A 20,106-nucleotide genomic window follows, 5' to 3' on the forward strand; every position below is an offset into this window, starting at 1 on the left:
CCTATGAGATCGGTCAACGTTGACAGGAAAAACGCTATTTCAGTCCAAATCTGTGCATCATGTCGTATAGTGTCGGGCGGCTGATACCGAGCAACTCAGCGGCGCGGACGACGTTTCCGTCGGCGCGCGCCAGTGCGGTGATGATTACTCGCCGCTCTGCGTGGTCACGCGCATGCCGCAGATCCAGTTTGATCGCGTCCTCCTGATGATCCCCCGCCAAACCGATGTCATCAGCGGTAATCTGATTGCCATCGGCCATGATGACCGCCCGCTTGATGCAGTTCTCCAGCTCACGCACGTTCCCTGGCCAGGAGTACGCTTCTATCATCCGTACGGCATCCTCGCGCAGGGTCAGGTTGCCGCGATTGTTCTCGGCCGCAAACCGCCTCAGGAAGGCGTGCGCCAGTAAGGCGGCGTCACCGGAGCGGGTGCGCAAGGGCGGGATATTGACGATGATTTCCGCCAGGCGATAGTACAAGTCTTCGCGGAAACGTCCCTCGTTGATCAGGAATTTGAGATTCTGGTGCGTCGCGCAAACGATCCGGACGTTGACCGGAATTTCCTGCCGGCCGCCAATCCTTTCGATGACGCGCTCTTGCAGAAAACGCAACAACTTGGCCTGCAGCGAATGCGGAAGGTCACCGATCTCGTCAAGCATCAGCGTGCCATTGTGGGCTGTTTCGATCTTGCCTGGCGTCATCTTGGCAGCCCCGGTGAAAGCCCCTTTCTCGTAACCAAAGAGTTCGCTCTCCAGCAGGTTGTCCGGAATGGCCGCGCAGTTGATGGCCACGAAGCGTTCGCGCCGACGCGGTGACGCCTCATGCAGGCCACGCGCCAGAAGCTCCTTGCCGGTGCCGCTTTCGCCCAGCAACAACACCGTCGCATCGGTGACGCCAACCCGCTCGACGGTGCGACAGATGCGTAGCAACTCCGGATCACGGGTCAGCAAACCAGACAGTACGGCGGGTTGCTGCATCGCCTGCAGTCGCTCGTTCTCCTGTTGCAGTTCATGGAGGCGGTAGGCGCGCTGGATGGTCAGGCCCAGCATTTCAATCTCGAATGGCTTGGCGAAAAAGTCGTAGGCACCCAGAGCAATTGCACGCAGCGCGTTGGCGCGATCGTTCTGACCGGTGAGGACGATGATCTTGGTATCCGGAGCCAGCGTCAGAATCTCTTCGAGCAACTTGAAACCTTCGGAGACCGAATCCGGGTCTGGTGGCAATCCGAGATCCATCGTCACCACCGGCGGCTGATAGCGTCGTACCAGCAACAGCGCACTCTCACGATCATCCGCAGTTAGTGCCTCGTACTGGTCGAAAGCCCAGCGAATCTGTTTCTGCAACGCGTGATCGTCCTCAACGATCAACAGGTGCGGAAGCTTCTCTGCGCTCATTCTGATTCCTTCAGCAAGTCAGCGGACGCTGTGGTGTGTCCGACATTAAACAATGGCAACAACAAGTCTACCTGCGTGCCGACATCAACCGCACTGTCGACAGACATTTTGCCGCCTAATTCGTGAATGTACTGAAAGCTTTCGTAAGCACCAATGCCCATTCCCGTCGGCTTGGTCGTCTGAAAAGGCTTGAATAGGCGCTCGCGGACGAATTCTGGACTCATGCCGTGCCCGCTATCGCCGACTTCAACCAGGGCGTGTATCCCTTGTCGGGTCAGTCGGACCCACACTCGCCCACGATCCTCGGTCGCATCCAGTGCGTTCTGCACCAGATGGCCGATCACCCGTTCGATCCGGTCTTCATGCCCGCGAGCGACCAGCTTCTCGTCGATTTTCAATTCGATATCCCGTCCCTGCCCGGATTTGGCGGTCTGAATCCGTCTCAGGACTCCCGCCAGGTCAATGCCCCGCGGACCATCGAGCGGCGTCGCACCTTCGCGCAATTGCATCATCAGCTTGCGCATGCGCTCGACGGAATGTTCAACGGTCATCAGCATGTCTTTCTGAAATTCAGGGTTGTCGCGATGACGCTCGGCATTCTTGAGCATCAGCGACAACTGGGTGATGATATTCTTGAGATCATGCACGACAAAGGCCGACATGCGGTTGAACGAGTCGAACTTCCGGACTTCAAGCAGGGCTTCGCTGGCTTGCATCTGACCCAGAAAAGCGCCGGCCTGCCGAGCGGCTGTCTTCAACAGGTCATTGACCTCCCAGTTCACATCGATCTTGGTACGGGCTGTCGCCAGCACCACGAAGGCGATCAGTTCATTCCCGGTCGTCAGTGGCACTACGAGCCAAGCATTCGGTACCTCGACCAGCCAGGACGGAATCTCGAGACCATCATAACGACGCGGCAGGGAACGATACTCTTCGAGGTTGATCACCCAACCGCTATCGATCAGAAACCTGCACAACGGACTCCCGACATCTTCGGTCGCCGACGAAGCGGGCATGTTCCAGTGCGCTGCCTGAGCAAAGAACTTGCCCGAGGGGTCCTTCAGCCACAGTGCGCCACTCGGGCTCTCGACCATGTCAGCCAGGCCACGCACGACATGTCGTCCCATGCCGGAGAAGCCGCCCTGTGAGGACAGGGTCTGGGTAAAGCGTAGCCACTCCTCACGGTAATCGTAGCGGTAGCTGAAAAAGTGCTTGCCCACCTGCACACGCAGGCGTGCCCGCATGGAACCCGAAAAGGTTAGTCCCGCCAGCACCAGCAAGGCCGCAAAGAACAGCGCCAACTGCAATGCCCGCCCCCACTCGCCACCAAAGAAACGTACGTAATAGCCGGCCGCTGCCATGAACAGCAGGTAGACGCCGACGATCAGCAGCGTTACCGATTGCAGGGCGGCACGCTGCGACATCACCAAACGTCTTTTCCAGTCATGGCTGCGAATCGCCGACAAAGCCACCAGGGGCAAGCCCAGGGCATGCGCAAAGCCGCGGATACTGAAGGCATCCGCGTCAACCCGGTTGAACAGCAAGGCATCCGAGTACAGATACAGGTCGAACAGGAAAACACCACCCAGCCCGAGACACAAGGGCTTGATGCTCCAGCGGAAGTCCGGAGAGACGTTACGGAACAAGCGCTCCACCAACACCAGACCGAAGACGGTCATCGCCAGAAACACGAACAGGACCACTCGTTGTGACGGTACGATGAGATCAATACCGAACACCAGCAAAAGCTGCGAGATGAAAGCAATGATGACCAGCAGGCAGGCGAAGCCGCTCAGCCAGCCAAAGCGCGCCGGCGCACCCTCGGCATCGGTCGGTTCCGGCTTCATCAGGACGAGGAGAAAGAAATACCAGCCACCGAAGCGCAGCACATCGGCCAATAGGCTGCCGGCAAGAAAAACCACGTTTCCGGTCATCACAAAGGCCAGAGACAGCCCGCCCCACAGTGCGCACAGGCTCACCGCCAGAAACATCGCACGACTGCGGCCACCCGCGCGCCAGCCGGACGCCAGGTAGAGCGTCAGGAAGGCTGCCAGAACTGCCGCCAGGCCGTAACTCCAGGCAGTGACCATTGCCATCTTGCTGTCCATCAACGATATCTATCCTTTCCTTCCGGATGACCATCCGCAATCATGATCTAGCCCGGCGCAGACGGATTCACCGGGCACCCTTGCCCGTCAAGACCACGCCGACAGTCTCGAAGAGAATGACCACATCAAGGAACAGACTGTGATTCTTGACATAATACAGATCGTATTGCAGTTTCTGGACAGCATCATCGATCGTCGACCCGTAGTGATAACTCACCTGCGCCCAGCCGGTGAGTCCTGGTTTGACACTATGGCGTACCGCGAAAAACGGGATGTCACGTGTCAGCTGGTCGACAAAATAGGGGCGCTCCGGACGTGGCCCTACCAGACTCATATCCCCTGTCAGCACATTGTACAACTGCGGCAATTCGTCGATACGCAGCTTGCGCAGGACACGCCCGACACGCGTCACACGATCATCATCGACCATCGCCCAGCGCGGCTTGCCGTCACTCTCGGCATCGTTGCGCATGCTGCGAAACTTGATGATCTTGAACAAACGACCATCCAGACCGACCCGCTCCTGCCGATAAAAGATCGAAAAACCATCTTCGAGGACGATCATGATCGCTGCCAGCAGCATTACCGGTGTGGCAAGCAGCAGCAGCAGGAATGCCACCACGATATCGAACAGCCGCTTGATCGTCGTCCGCCGCCAACTTTGCCGAAAGCCCTCGCCAAAAATCAGCCAGCCGACACGCAGTGAATCGAGGCGGATCTGCCCAAGGGCACGTTCGAAATAGCTCGCCAGATCGAGCACACGGACTCCGGACAGCTTGCAGTCGAGGAGTTCGCGCAAGGGGAGTGAGCCCCCGCGGCGCTCGCGCACGGCAACGATGATCTCGTCGACTTTCAAGGCATGCGCCGTGTCCGAGAGCGACCGATCCTGGGAAAGAATGACCTGTGAAGGAACAACGATCTCGGTGTCGTTGACGGACGGATAGAAGCCAACGATATGAATATCCGGATCCGATTTACGCAGTACGCGGCCGACGTTTTCCGCTTCCTCACCGACCCCGAAAACCAGCACGCGGTGACTCAGCAAGGAACTGGTGCGGCTGTGTCCCAGATGCACACGCCGCGCCAGCGTCGCAAAGAGCGCCGCTAAGCCGGACAATAACATGAAATCGCGATCGACCTCGGCTACCGAAAGCAGCGCAAACACCATATACGCCAGCGGAATCGCCAGGTAGAGCGACAGCACCGCGCGCGCCTGGGTCTCTTCCCGCGTTCGGCTATGCACCCGCTTATAAATGCCCAGCCAGGCATTCAGGACGATCATCGTCAGCGCGAAAATCAGGGCATAGAAGGCGACCTGCTCCAGCGCGAGCGGAGCGCCATGCCCGATCCACGTGGCGGCAAGGACCACACACGCAACCGGGAACATCAGGTCAACGGCCACCTGGGCAATCGTCGTCCGATGAAACCAATGATTGAACACCTTGATCACGATAGACTCCTTGCAAGCATAAACCTGAATACTTCTCGTTGATGATCGCTGCTCCGAGAGCTGCTTTAAATCAGGAAAGCTCGGCAAACGTCACGCAACGAAGGCTATCACTGCAGAAAATTGGAGAACGTGACCTAATGCACACGCCAGGGACAATACCCGTGGAAGAAAGCCCTGCTGTGCCTGTTGAAAATCAAGACGCCACTTTCAAAAAACGATACAATCATATGATATAATTGATGATTTTATAATCACGGAGGCCGCCTCATGCTGGAATTATACCTCGGGCGACCACCTTCAAGGCGTTTTCAGGGACGCTAACGGTCATGACTTTTCCAGGCACCACCGATCATGAAAGTCATGACCGTTTCCCTCTCCCCCGACCCCTCCCCCGCAAGGGGGAGGGGAGATTCGTGAGTCGCTGACGCGACTTTCACATTAACGGCGCGTTGAAGTCCCTCAGGGGGAACGTTCTTCGAGGAACAGGGCAAAGCATGACAGCAAGTACAACAGGAAAGCTGGCCTCGGCATGTCCAGTACGCTCGAGAATATCCCGATCACCAGACAGGCTGTCAGGGCGGCCAGCAGATAGGGGGCGAGGGCATGCTCGCGCCCGCGACCCCGCAGCAGATTGGCAAACGCCAGGCCGAGCAGACCGAGCAGCAGAAGCAGGCCAACGGCGCCCTGATCAATCAGCATCTCGATGAAAAGGCTGTCGACATGCCATGGCAGGAAGTAATGGCGGCCAGCGAAGAACCAGTGCGCCATGCCGCTGGAAAAGTCGCCATTGTCGAGTAGCTGGTGGCCGTTCGTATCGAGAAGGCTCACATGGTCAACATCGACGAAGTCCGCTCCTCCCTCCAGCCGTAGCGAGAGGAATCCCAGCCACGGTACCGGCCAACCTCGGGAGCCGTCCTTGCTCGCAGTGAGGGCCAGCGTAAAGTGTTCCCATTGGTCATCCTGGCCCGACAAGGTCAGGCCGGTCTGTGCGCAGTTCGCAGCATAAAGAAGATGCTGGTGGCACAAGCCGACGCGCAGGTTTGCCGGTTGCGGCGCGCGCAGGTCCATTGCCAGCGTATAAGTGCTCCCTGCAAAAAACGCCGGGACGCGCTGAAGCAGTTCGAAAGCGTCTCCAGCGCGTGCGCTGTGGGGCGGTCGGAAAATGCGCAGATGGCTCCCTTCGCCTGCTTCGATGATCTGCAGGCGACCTGGCATCGCACGTCCCGGAACGATCTGCGAATAGTTGGCCGGGAAACGCCCGAGCCCTCTGCCCAGCAGCCATTCCGAGGGCGCACGCAGCAGGCTCAGGCCCTCTTGCCAGTGCTGCAGGCGGCCACTCAGATCGCGCTCGCCGGCTGACACCCTGCGGCCCATGAAATCCCCCAGGCACAGGATCGCCAGAACCTCAAGGATCAGCACACTGACCAGCAACCGATCTCCCCATTGCCGCCAGGACTCCGGCTCGGAGGCTCTGGCGATGGCGACTGGCCCGGTGGCGCGGGCCAGCCGGGATCGCCGCAGCCAGGGCACTGGCAAGCGCCAAGCGAGGACGACCAGGGACACCCCGATACTCAGATAAACGGCACGAGAAAAAGTGGTCAGGCAGGCATGGCCAACGGCCACCGCCAGGCACGCGGCGACCGCCCAGCGCCATCGGGTGCGCGCGTGCACCACGGCATAGACCGCAAATGGTACCGCCAGGGCAAGGAAAGCATCGATTGCTGCGCCACCGACATGCATTTCCCAGAATAGCGCTGTGCTGCGATAGGGGGTTGAAAAATCCAGCAGTCCGGGATACCCGTTACGTTCCCAGATGACGGCCAGACTCACCCCGCCCAGCCCACTCGCCATCCCGGCCACAAGGCATTGCTCCGCCCGTGCCGCCCCGGTCTGCAGTTGGCTCCGCAAGGCTGGCAACAAGAGCAGCGCCAGCAGGAAGCTCTTGGCGGCGCGCAGACTGTTCAAGGGTTCTTCATAACCCTGGAACCACCCCAGGGAAAAGCCGCCTGCATCAGCCAGACCGCGCAGCATGGCCCACAGGTAGGATACGGCCAGCGCGCCCAGCCAGATCTGTGCAAAGCCAAAGAGCCTGTTCCGTTCGGGTTCCCGGCACGGGTCGATGGATGGTTCCGCGAAGCGCCGGGTTCCGGCTGACTGCTTGGTGGGCACGGCGGATTCAGACCTGCGCCGTAATCGATCACCTGCCATACGTGCATGGCAGCCAACCGCCGCCCCAAGCACCAGCAAGTCGAACTCATCGATACCGATCCATCCGGTCCACGCGGAAAAACCGGCGACCGGCAACAGTGCCGGCAGAACAAATAGCCAGATGTGCGGGTATCCGTAGACGGCCAGGCACCAGGCGACAAAAAACGCACTCAGCGATGTCGACCATAGCGGGTGATGTTGCGCAATAAAAGCACCGAGAAGGCCAGCCAGCGTCGCCAGCACGCCCTGCATCAAGGTTGGCGCCATTCAGTTACATGTGAGGTCCATTCCACGATAAACATACCATACGGCTACCATCGCTCAGTGGCCGGGGCCGTGAAATTTGATGCCGGCAGCAAAAAGCCCTTGACCGCGCGGCGTGTTTAATTAAAGTGTGCACGGTTGTGGACAGCGAGGGTGCCGACATGAGCGCTGCGCTTGACGGGGGACTGGCGCCTGGCCAGGCACCGGCCCCATGTCTTAGTCCACACCCGTCGATCACCGCATCCACATTGCACCTTCAGGACAACCGAAACCATGAAAAGAGATTCGCGCTTTCACATCGCTGTCATTCCTGGCGACGGCATTGGCCCTGAAATCGTGGCTGCCTGCCTGCAAGTGCTTGACATTCTGCAGGAGCGCCTGGGTGGCATCGGTCTCGACTACCGCAAACTCGAAGGGGGTGCGGGTTTCTACCAGAAAACCGGCACCGCCTTCTCCGATGAAAGCATGGCCGTATGCAAGAAGGCCGATGCCGTGCTATTGGGCGCCTTTGGCCTGCCGGAGGTCCGTTACCCCGATGGGACGGAAATCTCCACACAGTTCGATTTGCGGGTTGAAATGGATTTGTACGCCGGTCTGCGCCCGATCCGCAGCTATCCTGGCCTGCCGCGCGTACTGGCCGACAAGCGTGCAGCACTGATCGATCTGGTCATCGTTCGCGAGCAGAGCGAAGGGCTCTTCTACTCACGCGGGCGAGGGACGGTGGAGGAGGACCAGCTCGCCTGGGAGACGATGAAGGTCTCGCGTCACGGCAGCCGCCGGATTTCCGAGTTTGCTTTCCGTATCGCTTCACGACGCGCCAAGAGCCGGCGGCGTACGGGCAAGGTCACCTGCGTCGACAAGGCCAATGTACTCTCTTCGATGGCTTTCTTCCGCAAGGTCTTCGCCGAGGTGTCTGCCAAACACCCCGAGATCAAGTCGGAGTACGCATACGTAGACGCGATGGCCATGAACCTGGTCAAGACGCCGTGGGATTTCGACGTGCTGGTGACCGAGAACGCTTTCGGAGGCATCCTTTCCGACCTTGCGGCTGGTGTCGTGGGCAGCCTCGGTCTGGCGCCGTCGGCCGACATCGGGGAAAAGCACGCGGTTTTTCAGCCGGCGCACGGCAGTGCCCCCTACATGGCCGGTCAGGGCGTCGCCAATCCGGTTGCCCAGATCCTTTCGGCAGCGTTGATGCTGGACTGGCTGGCCGACCAGCATGGCGAACCCCGGCTGGCACATGGCGCACGCATCCTGGAACGGGCGGTCGAAAAGGCGCTGACCGTGGTTTGCCCGATCGAATTCCGCGGCCAGGACGGCACGGCAGCCATTACCAAAGCGATCATGACCCAGATTCGCAAGGTCTGATCACGGCGGCAAACCTTGAGGCTCGATCCTGTCGTGTCGTGCTGGCGCCTGCGGTCGGTCTTGCCAGATTGATGCAGGCGGGGTGACTGTTACAATGGCGACCTCCATAAGAACAAGGATTTCCACCATGACTGTCAAGCCGCCCCCCGCTACCTCTGCCAGCCTGTTGTTGCCCACTGTCGAGCGGCAGACCGGCGAGTCCCCCAAGTGCGCAATCATCTGGCTGCACGGCCTGGGTGCCGACGGGCATGACTTCGAGCCGATCGTAGACGAATTCGATTTTGATCAGTTGCCGGCGCTGCGTTTTGTCTTTCCGCACGCGCCCATGCGGGCGGTGACCATCAATGCGGGCTACGTGATGCGCGCCTGGTATGACATCGTCTCAGTCGATTTTGCGCCGGGACGCGAGGAGGCGGAAGGCGTGCGTACCTCCGCGCAACAGATCGAAACCCTGCTTGACCGTGAGAATGCACGGGGCATCGCGGATGCGCGCATCGTGCTGGCCGGTTTCTCGCAGGGCGGAGTCATCGCCTTGCACACCGGTCTGCGTCACCCGCGGCGCCTGGCCGGGATCCTGGCGCTATCGTGCTATCTGCCGCTTGCCGAGACCCTGGCTGAGGAAGCGCAGCAGGCCAACCGCGACGTGCCGATTTTCATGGCGCATGGGCGTGCCGACCCGGTGATTCCCTACGACCTCGGCAAACGTTCCGCCAAACTGCTCAAGGCTGCGGACTACCCGGTGCAGTGGCATGGCTACGCCGCCGAGCATACGGTGTGCCTCGAGGAGCTGCGTGACATCGAGGCCTGGCTGAACAAGGTGCTGGCAGACGCCTGCTGAGCGGCGGTAAAGCCTTCCGGAAGGGGGATGGCGTTTTGCCCGCACGCCGTGTGCCTCCGGTAACCAGGCGCACGGCGTGCCGCTCACTGCGCGGCGGGGGCCTCACGCGGTGCGGCGACAAAGGTCAGGGTTCCGCTGCGCATCTGGAACGTTCCCTGTAGGGGACCCATGCCGCCCTCGGGTTCGCCGTCCAGCTTGGCAAAGCCCTCGCAACTGCGCGTCTCGACGACAAACATGCGCTTGCCCTGTTTGAGAATCCAGGCGTCGTTACCCGGCGCATAGACCTCGACCTTGCCTTCAGCCCCTCCCGGTCCCATCTCGTGCCGACGCATGCAATCGGGCATGCGCGCTGCGACGACCGCGTACCTCGCGGTCTTTTCCCAGAAGAAGTTCTGCACACGAATCAGCGTCAGCGAATGCTGGCGTGAAGCGATTTCGAAAGACGCGCGCTGATCCGAGCAGGCCACCAACAGCGGCAGCAGCAAGCAGGGGAAAAGCCTTTTCAGTAACAAGGGAATTTCCTCCAGGGAATTCGAAAAAAGGGCGGCAGTCCCATAGGGCGCAAACTCAGTCGAGCATCCGCCAGTGCAGCCACTCGCCGGCCCCCAGCGGAACCAGACGATCGTCATCAGCGTAGGCGAAGGTTTCGGGGACTCGCCAATCCTGCTGTGCGAGCGTCACTTGGCCGCCATTGCGCGGCAGGCCGTAGAAGTCGGGGCCATGAAAACTGGCGAAGGCCTCCAGTCGATCGAGTGCGCCGGCCGACTCGAAGGCGGTCGCGTAGAGTTCGAGTGCCGCATGCGCCGTGTAACAGCCGGCACAACCGCAGGCGGCTTCCTTGCTGGCACACGCATGTGGTGCGGAATCGGTCCCGAGAAAGAATTTCGGGTTCCCGGAAGTGGCCGCGCGCAGCAGGGCCTGGCGATGTCGTTCGCGCTTGAGGACCGGCAGGCAGTAGTAATGCGGACGCACTCCGCCGGCAAAAATGGCGTTGCGGTTGTAAAGCAGGTGGTGAGCGGTGATCGTGGCCGCAACATTCGGCCCGCAAGCGGCCACGAAGTCGGCGGCGTCAGCGGTCGTGATATGCTCGAAAACGATCCGGAGCTGCGGGTGCCGCGCCAGCAGAGGCCGCAGCACGGAGTCGATGAACACCCGCTCGCGGTCGAACACGTCAACCGCCGGGTCAGTCACCTCGCCGTGTACCAGCAACGGCATCCCCAACTCGGCCATTGCCTCCAGCGCGGGCGCGCATCGACTGACCTCAGTCACGCCCGCGTCGGAGTGGGTGGTCGCCCCGGCCGGGTAGAACTTGACGGCGTGCACACAGTCGCTATAGACGGCCCGCCGGATTTCATCGGCGGGCGTATGGTCGGTCAGGTAAAGGGTCAACAGCGGATCGAACGTCACCCCCGGTGGCAGCGCGGCCAGGATGCGCGCACGATACGCCTCGGCAGCGGCAACGGTCGTGATTGGCGGACGCAGATTGGGCATTACGATGGCGCGTGCAAACTGGCGCGCGGTGTGTGGCAGGACGGCGGCCAGCGCTGCACCATCGCGCAGATGGAGGTGCCAGTCATCGGGACGGGTAAGGGTGATCTGCATACCTGCGCCTGGAAAAGGAAACTGTTGAGGAAATCGTTGAATTCCGGATTCTAACAGCGCTGTGCCAGTCCGGCGGATCGCACAGGCCAGATGGGGTGCGAATGAAAGTGTGGGTCGAAATCCCTTGTTCGATGGAGAGGCGTTGACCTCGGTGATCGCCCCCGCGAGGGGGAGGGAAGTATCTCGGTATCTCTCAACACTTGCATTCACCCCCCGTCCGCGGTGCGTGCCTTGCGGGCGCTGCTCAATAATCCCTTGGCTGGCCGTTCACGCCGGCCGATAACGTTCCAGCCAGTGGGCATACGGGCAGGGCAGCAACCAGGCGGCACGTTTGACTTTGAGCTTCAACGCGGCGTGATAAGGCCAATGAGGATTCGCCAGATGGGCGCGCCCCACCAGTACCAGGTCGAGTTGGCCGCTGGCAATCGTGTTTTGGGCGATTTCGGGGTCATCGATGCCCCAGGCGGCCGCGACGGGAATATCGGCTTTCCGGCGGATCTGTTCGGCGACCGGAGCAAGGAAGGCGGGCCCCCAGGGAATGACCGCAGCCGGCGTCGAAAAGCCGACGCTGACGCTCAGCAGGTCCAGCCCGTGACGCTTGAACGCCCTGGCCAGTTCGATCGATTCGGCGAGTGTTTCGGTGTCGCGGCCGTCATATTCGAGCACGCCGAAGCGGGCAGTCAGCGGCAGATGTTCCGGCCAGACTTCGCGAACGGCGGCCAGCGTTTCGAGAAGGAAACGGCTGCGATTGTCAAGGTTGCCTCCGTATTGGTCGTCGCGCTGGTTGGCATGAACCGAGAAAAAACTCTGGCCAAGATAGCCATGGGCAAAGTGCAGCTCAAGCCACTCAAACCCGGCTTCCCTGGCTCGCCGTGCGGCCGCGACAAAATCAGCACGCACCCGGGCGATATCCGTGCGGCTCATGGCCTGCGGCACCTTCGGCAGGTTGGCACCAAAGGGAATGGCTGAAGGTGAGAGTGTTTGCCAACCGCGAGCATCTCCTTCGGGGATATGGTCATCGCCCTCCCAAGGGCGGTTGGCGCTGGCCTTGCGGCCCGCATGGCCGATCTGGATGCCCGCTACCGCGCCGCTGGCCTTGATGGCCGCGGCAATGGGTGCCAGTGCCTGAGCCTGGGCATTGTTCCAGAGCCCGGTGCAGGCGGGGGTGATACGTCCTTCCGGGGAGACCGCCGTAGCCTCGACGGTGACCAGGCCGGCTCCGCCGCGGGCCAGCCCGGTGTAATGGGCCAGATGCCAGTCGTTAACCACGCCGTCGGTCGCGGAATACTGGCACATCGGAGGGACGGCAATGCGATTGCGCAGGGTGACGGATTTCAGTTGAAAAGGGGAGAACAGTTCAGACACGTTGAGTCTCTTTCAGGTCCGTAAGAATCGGGTGATCGTCCCTCAACCGGTTCGACCGGGCAGCACCTCGCGCAGCAGTCCGGCGGCGCCGCGGATCATCTGCTCGGTGGTCTGCCAGTCGACACACGCGTCGGTGACCGAACAGCCATATCTGAGTTGCGAGAGGTCTTCCGGAATCGCCTGGTTGCCGGCGACGAGATTCGATTCGATCATCATCCCGACCAGAGACTGGTTGCCGAGTCGGACCTGGTTGACCGCATCGGCCATCACCAGCGGCTGCCACTCATGCTTCTTGTAGCTGTTGGCATGCGAGCAGTCGACCACGATGTTGATTGGCAGACCCGCCTTGCGCAGCGCCTGCTCGGTGATCTGCACGCTGACCGTATCGTAGTTGGGACGCCCGTCGCCACCGCGCAGGACCAGGTGCCCATAACGGTTGCCGCGCGTGCGAACGATGGAAGTGCGCCCCTGGGCGTTGATGCCCAGAAAGCTGTGTGGCCGTGCAGCCGAGAGGATGGCATTGACGGCAATGCCGATGTCGCCGTTGGTACCGTTCTTGAAGCCGACCGGGGTCGACAGGCCCGATGATATTTCCCGATGCGTTTGCGATTCGGTGGTGCGCGCGCCGATCGCTGTCCAGGAGATCAGGTCGCCGAGATACTGCGGCGCAATCGGGTCGAGCGCCTCGGTGCCGGCGGGCAGCCCGAGTTCGGCAAGCTTGAGGAGAAATTCGCGGGCCTTCAGCATTCCCTGATCGACACGGAAGGAATCGTCCATATCCGGGTCATTGATATAGCCTTTCCAGCCGGTGGTCGTGCGCGGCTTTTCGAAATAGACGCGCATCACCAGGTAGAGCGTCTCGCTGACCTCGTCGGCGAGCGCCTTCAGGCGTTGCGCATAGTCGAATCCGGCGACCGGATCATGGATCGAGCATGGTCCGACGACGACAAAAAGGCGCGGGTCGCTGCGGTCGAGGATATTGCGCAAGACCTCACGGCCGTGCATGACCAGGCGCGCGGCGCTGGCCGAGAGAGGCAGTTGGGCATGGACTTCCTCCGGCGAAGGCATGGGGTCGAAGGCGGTAACGTTGATGTTGTCGATGTCGAAGGTGGTCATGTGTTTGCCTGCGTGCTCAGTTGATGAATGATGTCCTTGACCGCGGCAACGCGGTCGCCAAGGCTCGCGCAGTGGCGTTTGAGGATCAGTTTATCCTGTCCGGCCAAGTGGTAGTTGCGGTCCTTCTGGATCAGATGAATGATGCGCATCGGGTCGATCGGCGGCCTGGCTTCAAACTGTACGACGATCTGCTCGGCGTTGGCGTCGAGCTTGCTGATCCCGAGCGGCCTGCAGAGCAGGCGCAGCCGGTGGCTGTCGAGCAGGGCGCGAGCCTGCGGCGGCAAGGCCCCGAAGCGGTCGACCAGCTCTTCCTGCAGGTCGGCCAGGGCCTCTGCAGTCACGCAGTCGGCGAGGCGCTTGTACAGCGTCAGCCTTTCGTGGACATCGGGAGCGTAGTCGTCGGGGAGCAGGGCGGGCGTATGCAGCTTGATCTCGGTGGCGATCGCTAAGGGCTGCATCAGGTCTGGCTCCTTGCCCAGTTTGAGCGCCGCGACGGCGCGCTTGAGCATCTCGGTGAACAGGTTGAAACCGACTTCCTGCATGTCCCCGGACTGGTTGGCGCCGAGCACCTCGCCAGCACCCCGGATTTCGAGGTCATGCATTGCCAGATAGAAACCGGCACCGAGTTCGTCCATCATCTGGATCGCCTCCAGGCGCTGCCTGGCCTGCTTGTTGAGCGCGGCCTCGTCGTGCGTCAGCAGATAGGCGTAGGCCTGATGATGCGAGCGTCCGACCCGACCGCGCAACTGATGCAACTGGGCGAGACCGAATTTTTCGGCACGGTTGATGATGATGGTATTGGCATGCGGGTTGTCGATGCCGGTTTCGATGATCGTCGTGCACAGCAGCAGGTTGGCCCGTTGTTGCGTGAAGTCGCGCATCACCCTTTCCAGATCGCGCTCCTTCATCTGGCCGTGGCCGACGACGATGCGTGCTTCGGGCAACAGCTTGGCGAGCTTGTCGCGCATGTTCTCGATGGTGTCGACTTCGTTGTGCAGGAAATACACCTGCCCACCGCGCTTGAATTCCCGCAACAGTGCTTCACGGATGACCCCGTCGGAAAAGCGGCTGACGAAGGTCTTGATCGCCAGGCGTTTCTGCGGCGCGGTGGCGATGACCGAAAAGTCGCGCAGGCCTTCAAGCGACATCGCGAGGGTGCGCGGGATCGGCGTTGCGGTCAGGGTCAGCACGTCGACCTCTGCACGCAGCGCTTTCAAAGCTTCCTTCTGACGGACGCCAAAGCGGTGTTCCTCATCGATGATGACCAGCCCGAGACGGCTGAAATGCACGTCTTTCTGCAGCAGCCTGTGCGTTCCGATGACGATGTCGAGCCTGCCGTCGGCCAGTTCCTGGAGGGACTGTGCCGCCTCCTTGCCGGTCTTGAAACGGGAGAGTTCGGCGATTCTGACCGGCCAGTCGGCAAAGCGGTCGCTGAACGTCTGGAAATGTTGTTCGCAGAGCAGGGTGGTCGGGCAGAGAACGGCAACCTGCCGGCCACCGGCCACCGCGCAGAAAGCGGCGCGCAAGGCGACCTCGGTCTTGCCGAAGCCGACGTCGCCACAGACCAGGCGGTCCATCGGCCGGCCTGATCGCATGTCTTCGATGACCGCAGCGATGGCTGTGGCCTGATCAGGTGTCTCTTCGAAGCCGAAACCGTCGGCGAAAGCGTCATGGTCATGGGTCGAGAACTCGCAGGCATGACCCTGTCTGGCTGCGCGCAAGGCATAGAGCGCGAGAAGCTCGGCGGCGGTGTCGCGAGCCTGCAGGGCGGCAGAGCGCCTGGCTTTTTCCCATTGCTGAGAGCCCAGGGTGTGCAATGGTGCGGTATCCGGGTCGGAGCCCGAGTAGCGTGCGATGACGTGTAGCTGCGATACGGGGACATAGAGCCTGGCATCGCCAGCGTAGTGCAGTTCGAGGAACTCCATCTCGCCTTCGCCCAGATCGAGGTGGACCAGGCCCTGATAGCGTCCGATGCCGTGTTGCTCATGCACGACCGGCGAACCCACCTTCAGTTCGGTGAGATCCCGCAGCCAGTTGTCGACCGACGCCCTGCGCTGCGCCACGTGGCGAGTACGCCGCGACGGACTGTCGGCGTACAGTTCGGCTTCGGTGACGATTGCCAGTTGAGCAAGCTGGAAGCCGTCATGCAGTGGGCCAACCGCCAGCGACAAGCGCGTGTCGGTCGCCAGGAAATCGCTGAAACCGGCACAGGCTTGTGGTTTCAGGCCGCATTCCGAGAAGAGTCCGGATAAGGTCTCGCGGCGCCCTGCGGTTTCTGCGAGCAACAGCACACGGCCGGGAAACTCGGCGAGAAAGGTCTGCAGACGACTCAGCGGGTTTTCCGCACGACGGTCGATGGCCAGAGACGGTAGGCTGCATGCCGGACCTTCATGGTCGGCGGTCAGGTTGATTCTGGCATAGGCCCTGGCGGCAACGAAGAACTCTTCTTCGCTCAGGAAGAGATCAGCCGGTGGCAGCAGCGGGCGACTACGGTCGCCGGAGAGCAGGCGATAGCGTGACTGTGCCTCGCGCCAGAAGTCCCGAATCGCTGTCGGCACCGTGCTGTACAGGCAAAGTACGGTGTGGTGTGGCAGGTAGTCGAAAAGGGTCGCCGTTTCCTCGAAGAACAGGGGGAGCCAGTACTCGATGCCGGCCGCCGCGAGGCCGTTCGAGACGTCCTTGTAGATCCCCGAGCGACCGGGGTCGCCCTCGAAAATCTCCCGGAAACGCTGGCGGAAACGGGTGCGACCGGTGTCGTCGAGCGGAAACTCGCGGGCCGGCAGCAGGCGAACCTCGGGTACGGGATAGAGTGTGCGCTGGTTGTCGACGTCGAAAGTCTTGATGCTTTCAATCTCGTTGTCAAAGAGGTCGAGGCGGAAAGGCAGTGGCGAGCCCATTGGGAAGAGATCGACGAGACCGCCACGGATCGCGTACTCGCCCGGTGCCACGACCTGCGTGACCAGCGCGTAACCGGCCAGCGTCATCTGGGTGCGGAACTGCCCGGGGTCGAGCTTCTCGCCCTGTTTGAGGAAGAAAGTGTAGGCCGCCAGGTAGGCCGGCGGTGCGAGACGGTAGACCGCCGTGCCGGCGGGGACCAGCAGCACGTCACACTCTCCGCGCATGACGGCATAGAGCGTTGCCAGCCGCTCGGAAACCAGGTCGTGGTGTGGCGAGAAGCTGTCGTAGGGCAGCGTTTCCCAGTCGGGCAGCAGGCGGACGCGCAGATGGGCCGCGAACCAGGGAATTTCCTGCAGCAGACGGTGTGCGTCGCCAGCACTGGCTGTGAGCACCGCCAGCAGGCGCCGCCCGCTGCCGGTACTCGCTTCCGAAGCTGCCTGGGCGATCAGGAGGGCATCAGCAGAGCCCGCAGGGATCTGAAGCCTTTCGCCGATTTTCGGTAATGGCGATCGGGGAAGCGGAAATGACAAGGAATGCGACTCGCGGCTCGACTGCTGAAATGGGTTGGTCTGCCCAGGCCGATCAGGGCAGGGCGGCGAAGGAGCGAGATTATAGCCGATCAGGCCGGCTCACCGGCCGTCCGGATCGACATTTGGGTGTGAATGAAAGTGTTGGGAGGGAGCGATAGACTCCCCTCGCGGGGGAGAAGTGATCAACGATGTCAACGCCTCTCCATCAAGGCACTTCGACCCACACTTTCATTCGCCCCCGGCGCGTTGCCTGCTCTGGCGCGCATCAGCGGCTCGCCGCTTCGAGGGCTGTGCAGAGTGCGCTGAAGAACTGCGATGAACCCCTGCGAATCGAGTAATCGGCCACCTCCGACAAGGGCGTCGGATGCGGATTGACTTCCACCACCACGGCACCGGCGCTTTTCGCCCACAGCGGCAGGCGGGCGGCAGGTTGCACGGTGAATGAGGTACCGACACAGAAGAATACGTCGGCCTGGAGGCTGGATCTCTCGGCAGCGGTAAAGACGGCTTCATCGAGCGTTTCCCCGAACATCACCAGATCGGGTCGAACCGGCGCGCCGCAAGCCGGACAGGCGTAAGGTTCGAGGGCGTCCTGATTCCAGTTGGCGACAAATCCGCAATGCCGGTGACAACGCACCCGGTGGATGGTGCCATGCACTTCGAGGACGTGCCGGTTCCCGGCGCGCGCGTGATAGCCATCGATATTCTGGGTAATCACGGTGAATTGCTGTGCCGAACAGATTTCGTCCAGGCGGGCGATCGCGTGATGGCCGGCATTCGGATGCCGTTCATCGACCAGGTTCCGCAGTTGCAGCAGCCAGCTCCAGGCACGTTGCGGATTGCGCAGAAATCCTTCAATGCTGGCGACTTCGTCCGGGTCGACGTTGTTCCACAGGCCGGTCGCCCCATCACGGAACGTCGGAATGCCACTGTCGGCGGAAAGTCCGGCGCCCGAGAAAACGACGACTTCGCCTGCCTCGCGCAGGAGCGAGGCGATTGATTCCAGATGCTCCATGATTCTCTCCTTCGTGAAAGCTGGCAGCGATTGTCGCATGTTCGGCAGAGCGACGTCATCGACGTGATGGCGGCCACAGAAGCACGGCTGGCGCCGCTACCGGGACTGGTTCGTTGTATAAATGCCACACAATGCCAGGCCAATGCTTGAAGCAAATCAAGTTTGTATGCTTAAATCTCCTGACTGCGCAAAAATCGCATCGCGTTACACGCATTCGGACCTAACAGAGATTACTCGAGGAGGAACATCTTGAAATCGAAAATCATTACTACCCTGCTGGCCTCTATCGGCCTCTTTGCGGCAGCTGGCTCCGTGCAAGCCCAAACCGCCAATGATCGCGTCTACGTGATCGACCAACGCGGTGAGGTCGTGGTCAGCGGTACCGGCCTTTGCTGGCGTACCGGCTTCTGGACCCCGGCTGCGGCCGCCAAGGACCCGGCCGGCTGCAAGTGCGACAAGGATCTGCTGCCGAAGGAAGTTTGCGAGCCAGCTGCCGCCAAGGCTGCACCGGGTGCCGCCGCGCCACCGGTTAGCAAGCCTTCGGCCGACAAGATCACGGTTGCCGCCGACGCGCTGTTCGACTTCGACAAGGCGACCTTGCGTCCGGAAGGCAAGGCCAAGCTGGATGAAGTGGTGGCCAAGTCCAAGGCGATCAAGCTGGAACTGATCACGGCCACCGGCCATACCGACCGCTTTGGTTCCGACGCCTACAACCAGAAACTCTCCGAGAAGCGCGCTGCTGCAGTCAAGACCTACTTGGTCAGCAAGGGGATCGCAGCCAACCTCGTCATCACCGCGGGCAAGGGCAAGACGAATCCGGTCACCAAGCCCGATCAGTGCCCAGGTCCGAAGAGCAAGAAGACCATCGCCTGCCTGCAGCCTGACCGTCGTGTCGATATCGAAGTCATCGGCAACAAGTAATTTCGGCGAAATGCCTCCGAAAACCCCGCTCTGGCGGGGTTTTTTTTAGTCTTTCGAATGCCTGTGCGATGACCATGCCCTTGCCGCCCGTCGACCTCGTCATCGAGGCACGCTGGATCGTTCCTGTTGATCCGGCCGGTCTGGTTCTCGAAAACCATGCCGTGGTCGTCGACCATGGCTGCCTCATCGACCTCCTCCCGCAGAACGAGGTGGCCGATCGCTTTGCGCCACGCACGCGCAAGCGCCTGGAGCAGCACGTCCTGATTCCGGGACTCGTCAATTTGCACACCCATGCGGCGATGAGTCTGCTGCGCGGTCTTGCCGATGACCTGCCCCTGATGCAGTGGCTGCGGGAGCATGTCTGGCCAGCCGAAGCGAAACATGCCTCGGCACAGTTTGTCCATGACGGTACGCTGCTGGCCTGCGCCGAGATGCTGCGTGGCGGCATCACCTGTTTCAACGATATGTATTTCTTCCCGAGGGCTGCTGCCGAGGCGGCGCTCGCTGCGGGAATGCGCGCCGCGATCGGCCTCATCACCGTCGACTTTCCGAGCAACTATGCGGCGGATGCGGACGACTATCTGGACAAAGGGCTGGCCGTCCGGGACCAGTTGCTGGGGGAGCCGCTGCTGTCTTTCTGCCTCGCCCCGCATGCTCCCTACACCGTTGGCGAGCGGAGCTTTGCCAGGGTGCTGACCCTGGCCGAACAGATCGAACTGCCGATCCATCTCCATCTGCATGAAACTGTCCAGGAAATAGACGACAGCCTGCAGCGCTTCGGGGTGCGCCCGATTGAACGTCTCCGCCGTCTCGGTCTGCTGAGTCCGGCCCTGATCGCCGTGCACGCGGTGCACCTGAATATTCATGAAATCGAACTGCTGGCGCAGCACGGCTGTTCCGTGGCGCACTGTCCCAGTTCCAATCTCAAACTCGCCAGCGGCATTGCCCCGATTACGGCGCTGTCCGCCCAGGGCGTCAACATGGGTCTGGGTACAGACGGTGCGGCGAGCAACAACCGCCTCGACCTCTT

At 61.4% G+C, this 20,106-nt stretch carries 14 protein-coding genes; 4 read left to right on the top strand and 10 right to left on the bottom strand.

The genetic code is table 11. From position 1 onward, the window contains the following. Nucleotides 1–34 precede the first annotated feature (34 nt). The 4 genes from prsR to V5B39_RS08020 form a co-directional block, all read right to left on the bottom strand. The gene (gene prsR, locus V5B39_RS08005; RefSeq protein WP_332342372.1) at nucleotides 35–1,393 is read right to left on the bottom strand and encodes a PEP-CTERM-box response regulator transcription factor; all 1,359 of its coding nucleotides are present in this window, start codon (nucleotides 1,391–1,393) and stop codon (nucleotides 35–37) included. After that, nucleotides 1,390–3,501: an XrtA/PEP-CTERM system histidine kinase PrsK gene (prsK, locus tag V5B39_RS08010; protein WP_332342373.1), complete on the bottom strand. Its 2,112-nt coding sequence runs from the start codon at nucleotides 3,499–3,501 to the stop codon at nucleotides 1,390–1,392. Before prsK ends, prsR begins: the two co-directional genes overlap by 4 nt. Before the next feature lie 67 nt (nucleotides 3,502–3,568). After that, on the bottom strand, nucleotides 3,569–4,951 hold the full coding sequence (locus V5B39_RS08015) for a TIGR03013 family XrtA/PEP-CTERM system glycosyltransferase (RefSeq protein WP_332342374.1): 1,383 nt from the start codon (nucleotides 4,949–4,951) through the stop codon (nucleotides 3,569–3,571). A 459-nt stretch (nucleotides 4,952–5,410) separates the two neighbouring features. Beyond that, nucleotides 5,411–7,426, bottom strand: coding sequence for a hypothetical protein (locus V5B39_RS08020; RefSeq protein WP_332342375.1), 2,016 nt, complete (start codon nucleotides 7,424–7,426; stop codon nucleotides 5,411–5,413). A gap of 270 nt (nucleotides 7,427–7,696) precedes the next feature. Here V5B39_RS08020 and V5B39_RS08025 point away from each other — a divergent pair, with 270 nt between their 5' ends. Both V5B39_RS08025 and V5B39_RS08030 read left to right on the top strand, forming a co-directional pair. Further along, complete coding sequence (locus V5B39_RS08025) at nucleotides 7,697–8,791, top strand: isocitrate/isopropylmalate dehydrogenase family protein (protein WP_332342376.1); 1,095 nt, start codon at nucleotides 7,697–7,699, stop codon at nucleotides 8,789–8,791. A gap of 127 nt (nucleotides 8,792–8,918) precedes the next feature. Then, nucleotides 8,919–9,629, top strand: coding sequence for an alpha/beta hydrolase (locus V5B39_RS08030; RefSeq protein WP_332342377.1), 711 nt, complete (start codon nucleotides 8,919–8,921; stop codon nucleotides 9,627–9,629). Nucleotides 9,630–9,712: 83 nt separating this feature from the next. Here V5B39_RS08030 and V5B39_RS08035 read toward each other — a convergent pair whose 3' ends face one another. The 6 genes from V5B39_RS08035 to V5B39_RS08060 all read right to left on the bottom strand — a co-directional run bounded on the left by V5B39_RS08035 (nucleotide 9,713) and on the right by V5B39_RS08060 (nucleotide 18,155). Next, entirely contained in the window at nucleotides 9,713–10,141 is a 429-nt protein-coding gene (locus V5B39_RS08035) for a hypothetical protein (RefSeq protein WP_332342378.1), read from the bottom strand. Nucleotides 10,142–10,196: 55 nt separating this feature from the next. Beyond that, nucleotides 10,197–11,231: a dihydroorotase gene (pyrC, locus tag V5B39_RS08040; protein ID WP_332342379.1), complete on the bottom strand. Its 1,035-nt coding sequence runs from the start codon at nucleotides 11,229–11,231 to the stop codon at nucleotides 10,197–10,199. Between the two features lie 267 nt (nucleotides 11,232–11,498). After that, nucleotides 11,499–12,596: an NADH:flavin oxidoreductase/NADH oxidase gene (locus V5B39_RS08045; RefSeq protein WP_332342380.1), complete on the bottom strand. Its 1,098-nt coding sequence runs from the start codon at nucleotides 12,594–12,596 to the stop codon at nucleotides 11,499–11,501. A 42-nt stretch (nucleotides 12,597–12,638) separates the two neighbouring features. Further along, complete coding sequence (locus tag V5B39_RS08050; protein ID WP_332342381.1) at nucleotides 12,639–13,712, bottom strand: 3-deoxy-7-phosphoheptulonate synthase; 1,074 nt, start codon at nucleotides 13,710–13,712, stop codon at nucleotides 12,639–12,641. Then, on the bottom strand, nucleotides 13,709–17,140 hold the full coding sequence (gene mfd / locus V5B39_RS08055) for a transcription-repair coupling factor (RefSeq protein ID WP_332342382.1): 3,432 nt from the start codon (nucleotides 17,138–17,140) through the stop codon (nucleotides 13,709–13,711). Before mfd ends, V5B39_RS08050 begins: the two co-directional genes overlap by 4 nt. 265 nt (nucleotides 17,141–17,405) lie before the next feature. Beyond that, nucleotides 17,406–18,155, bottom strand: coding sequence for an SIR2 family NAD-dependent protein deacylase (locus V5B39_RS08060; protein ID WP_332342383.1), 750 nt, complete (start codon nucleotides 18,153–18,155; stop codon nucleotides 17,406–17,408). 249 nt (nucleotides 18,156–18,404) lie between these two features. On the opposite strand from V5B39_RS08060, the gene V5B39_RS08065 reads away from it, so the two are divergent. Together V5B39_RS08065 and V5B39_RS08070 are read left to right on the top strand one after the other, a co-directional pair. Then, nucleotides 18,405–19,076 (top strand): OmpA family protein, encoded by a 672-nt coding sequence (locus V5B39_RS08065; RefSeq protein WP_332342384.1) that lies wholly within the window; start codon nucleotides 18,405–18,407, stop codon nucleotides 19,074–19,076. Nucleotides 19,077–19,144: 68 nt separating this feature from the next. Then, the coding region (locus V5B39_RS08070) for an amidohydrolase family protein (protein WP_434735668.1) at nucleotides 19,145–20,106 on the top strand (962 nt) is incomplete at its 3' end.

It is taken from the genome of Accumulibacter sp. (assembly GCF_036625275.1).
Taxonomy (GTDB): domain Bacteria; phylum Pseudomonadota; class Gammaproteobacteria; order Burkholderiales; family Rhodocyclaceae; genus Accumulibacter.

Excerpts from the sequence above, each read along its gene's own strand:
- prsR (WP_332342372.1), bottom strand. The coding sequence starts at position 1,393 with ATGAGCGCAGAGAAGCTTCCGCACCTGTTGATCGTTGAGGACGATCAC.
- prsK (WP_332342373.1), bottom strand. The coding sequence starts at position 3,501 with ATGGACAGCAAGATGGCAATGGTCACTGCCTGGAGTTACGGCCTGGCG.
- V5B39_RS08020 (WP_332342375.1), bottom strand. The coding sequence starts at position 7,426 with ATGGCGCCAACCTTGATGCAGGGCGTGCTGGCGACGCTGGCTGGCCTT.
- V5B39_RS08025 (WP_332342376.1), top strand. The coding sequence starts at position 7,697 with ATGAAAAGAGATTCGCGCTTTCACATCGCTGTCATTCCTGGCGACGGC.
- V5B39_RS08030 (WP_332342377.1), top strand. The coding sequence starts at position 8,919 with ATGACTGTCAAGCCGCCCCCCGCTACCTCTGCCAGCCTGTTGTTGCCC.
- pyrC (WP_332342379.1), bottom strand. The coding sequence starts at position 11,231 with ATGCAGATCACCCTTACCCGTCCCGATGACTGGCACCTCCATCTGCGC.
- V5B39_RS08050 (WP_332342381.1), bottom strand. The coding sequence starts at position 13,712 with ATGACCACCTTCGACATCGACAACATCAACGTTACCGCCTTCGACCCC.
- V5B39_RS08060 (WP_332342383.1), bottom strand. The coding sequence starts at position 18,155 with ATGGAGCATCTGGAATCAATCGCCTCGCTCCTGCGCGAGGCAGGCGAA.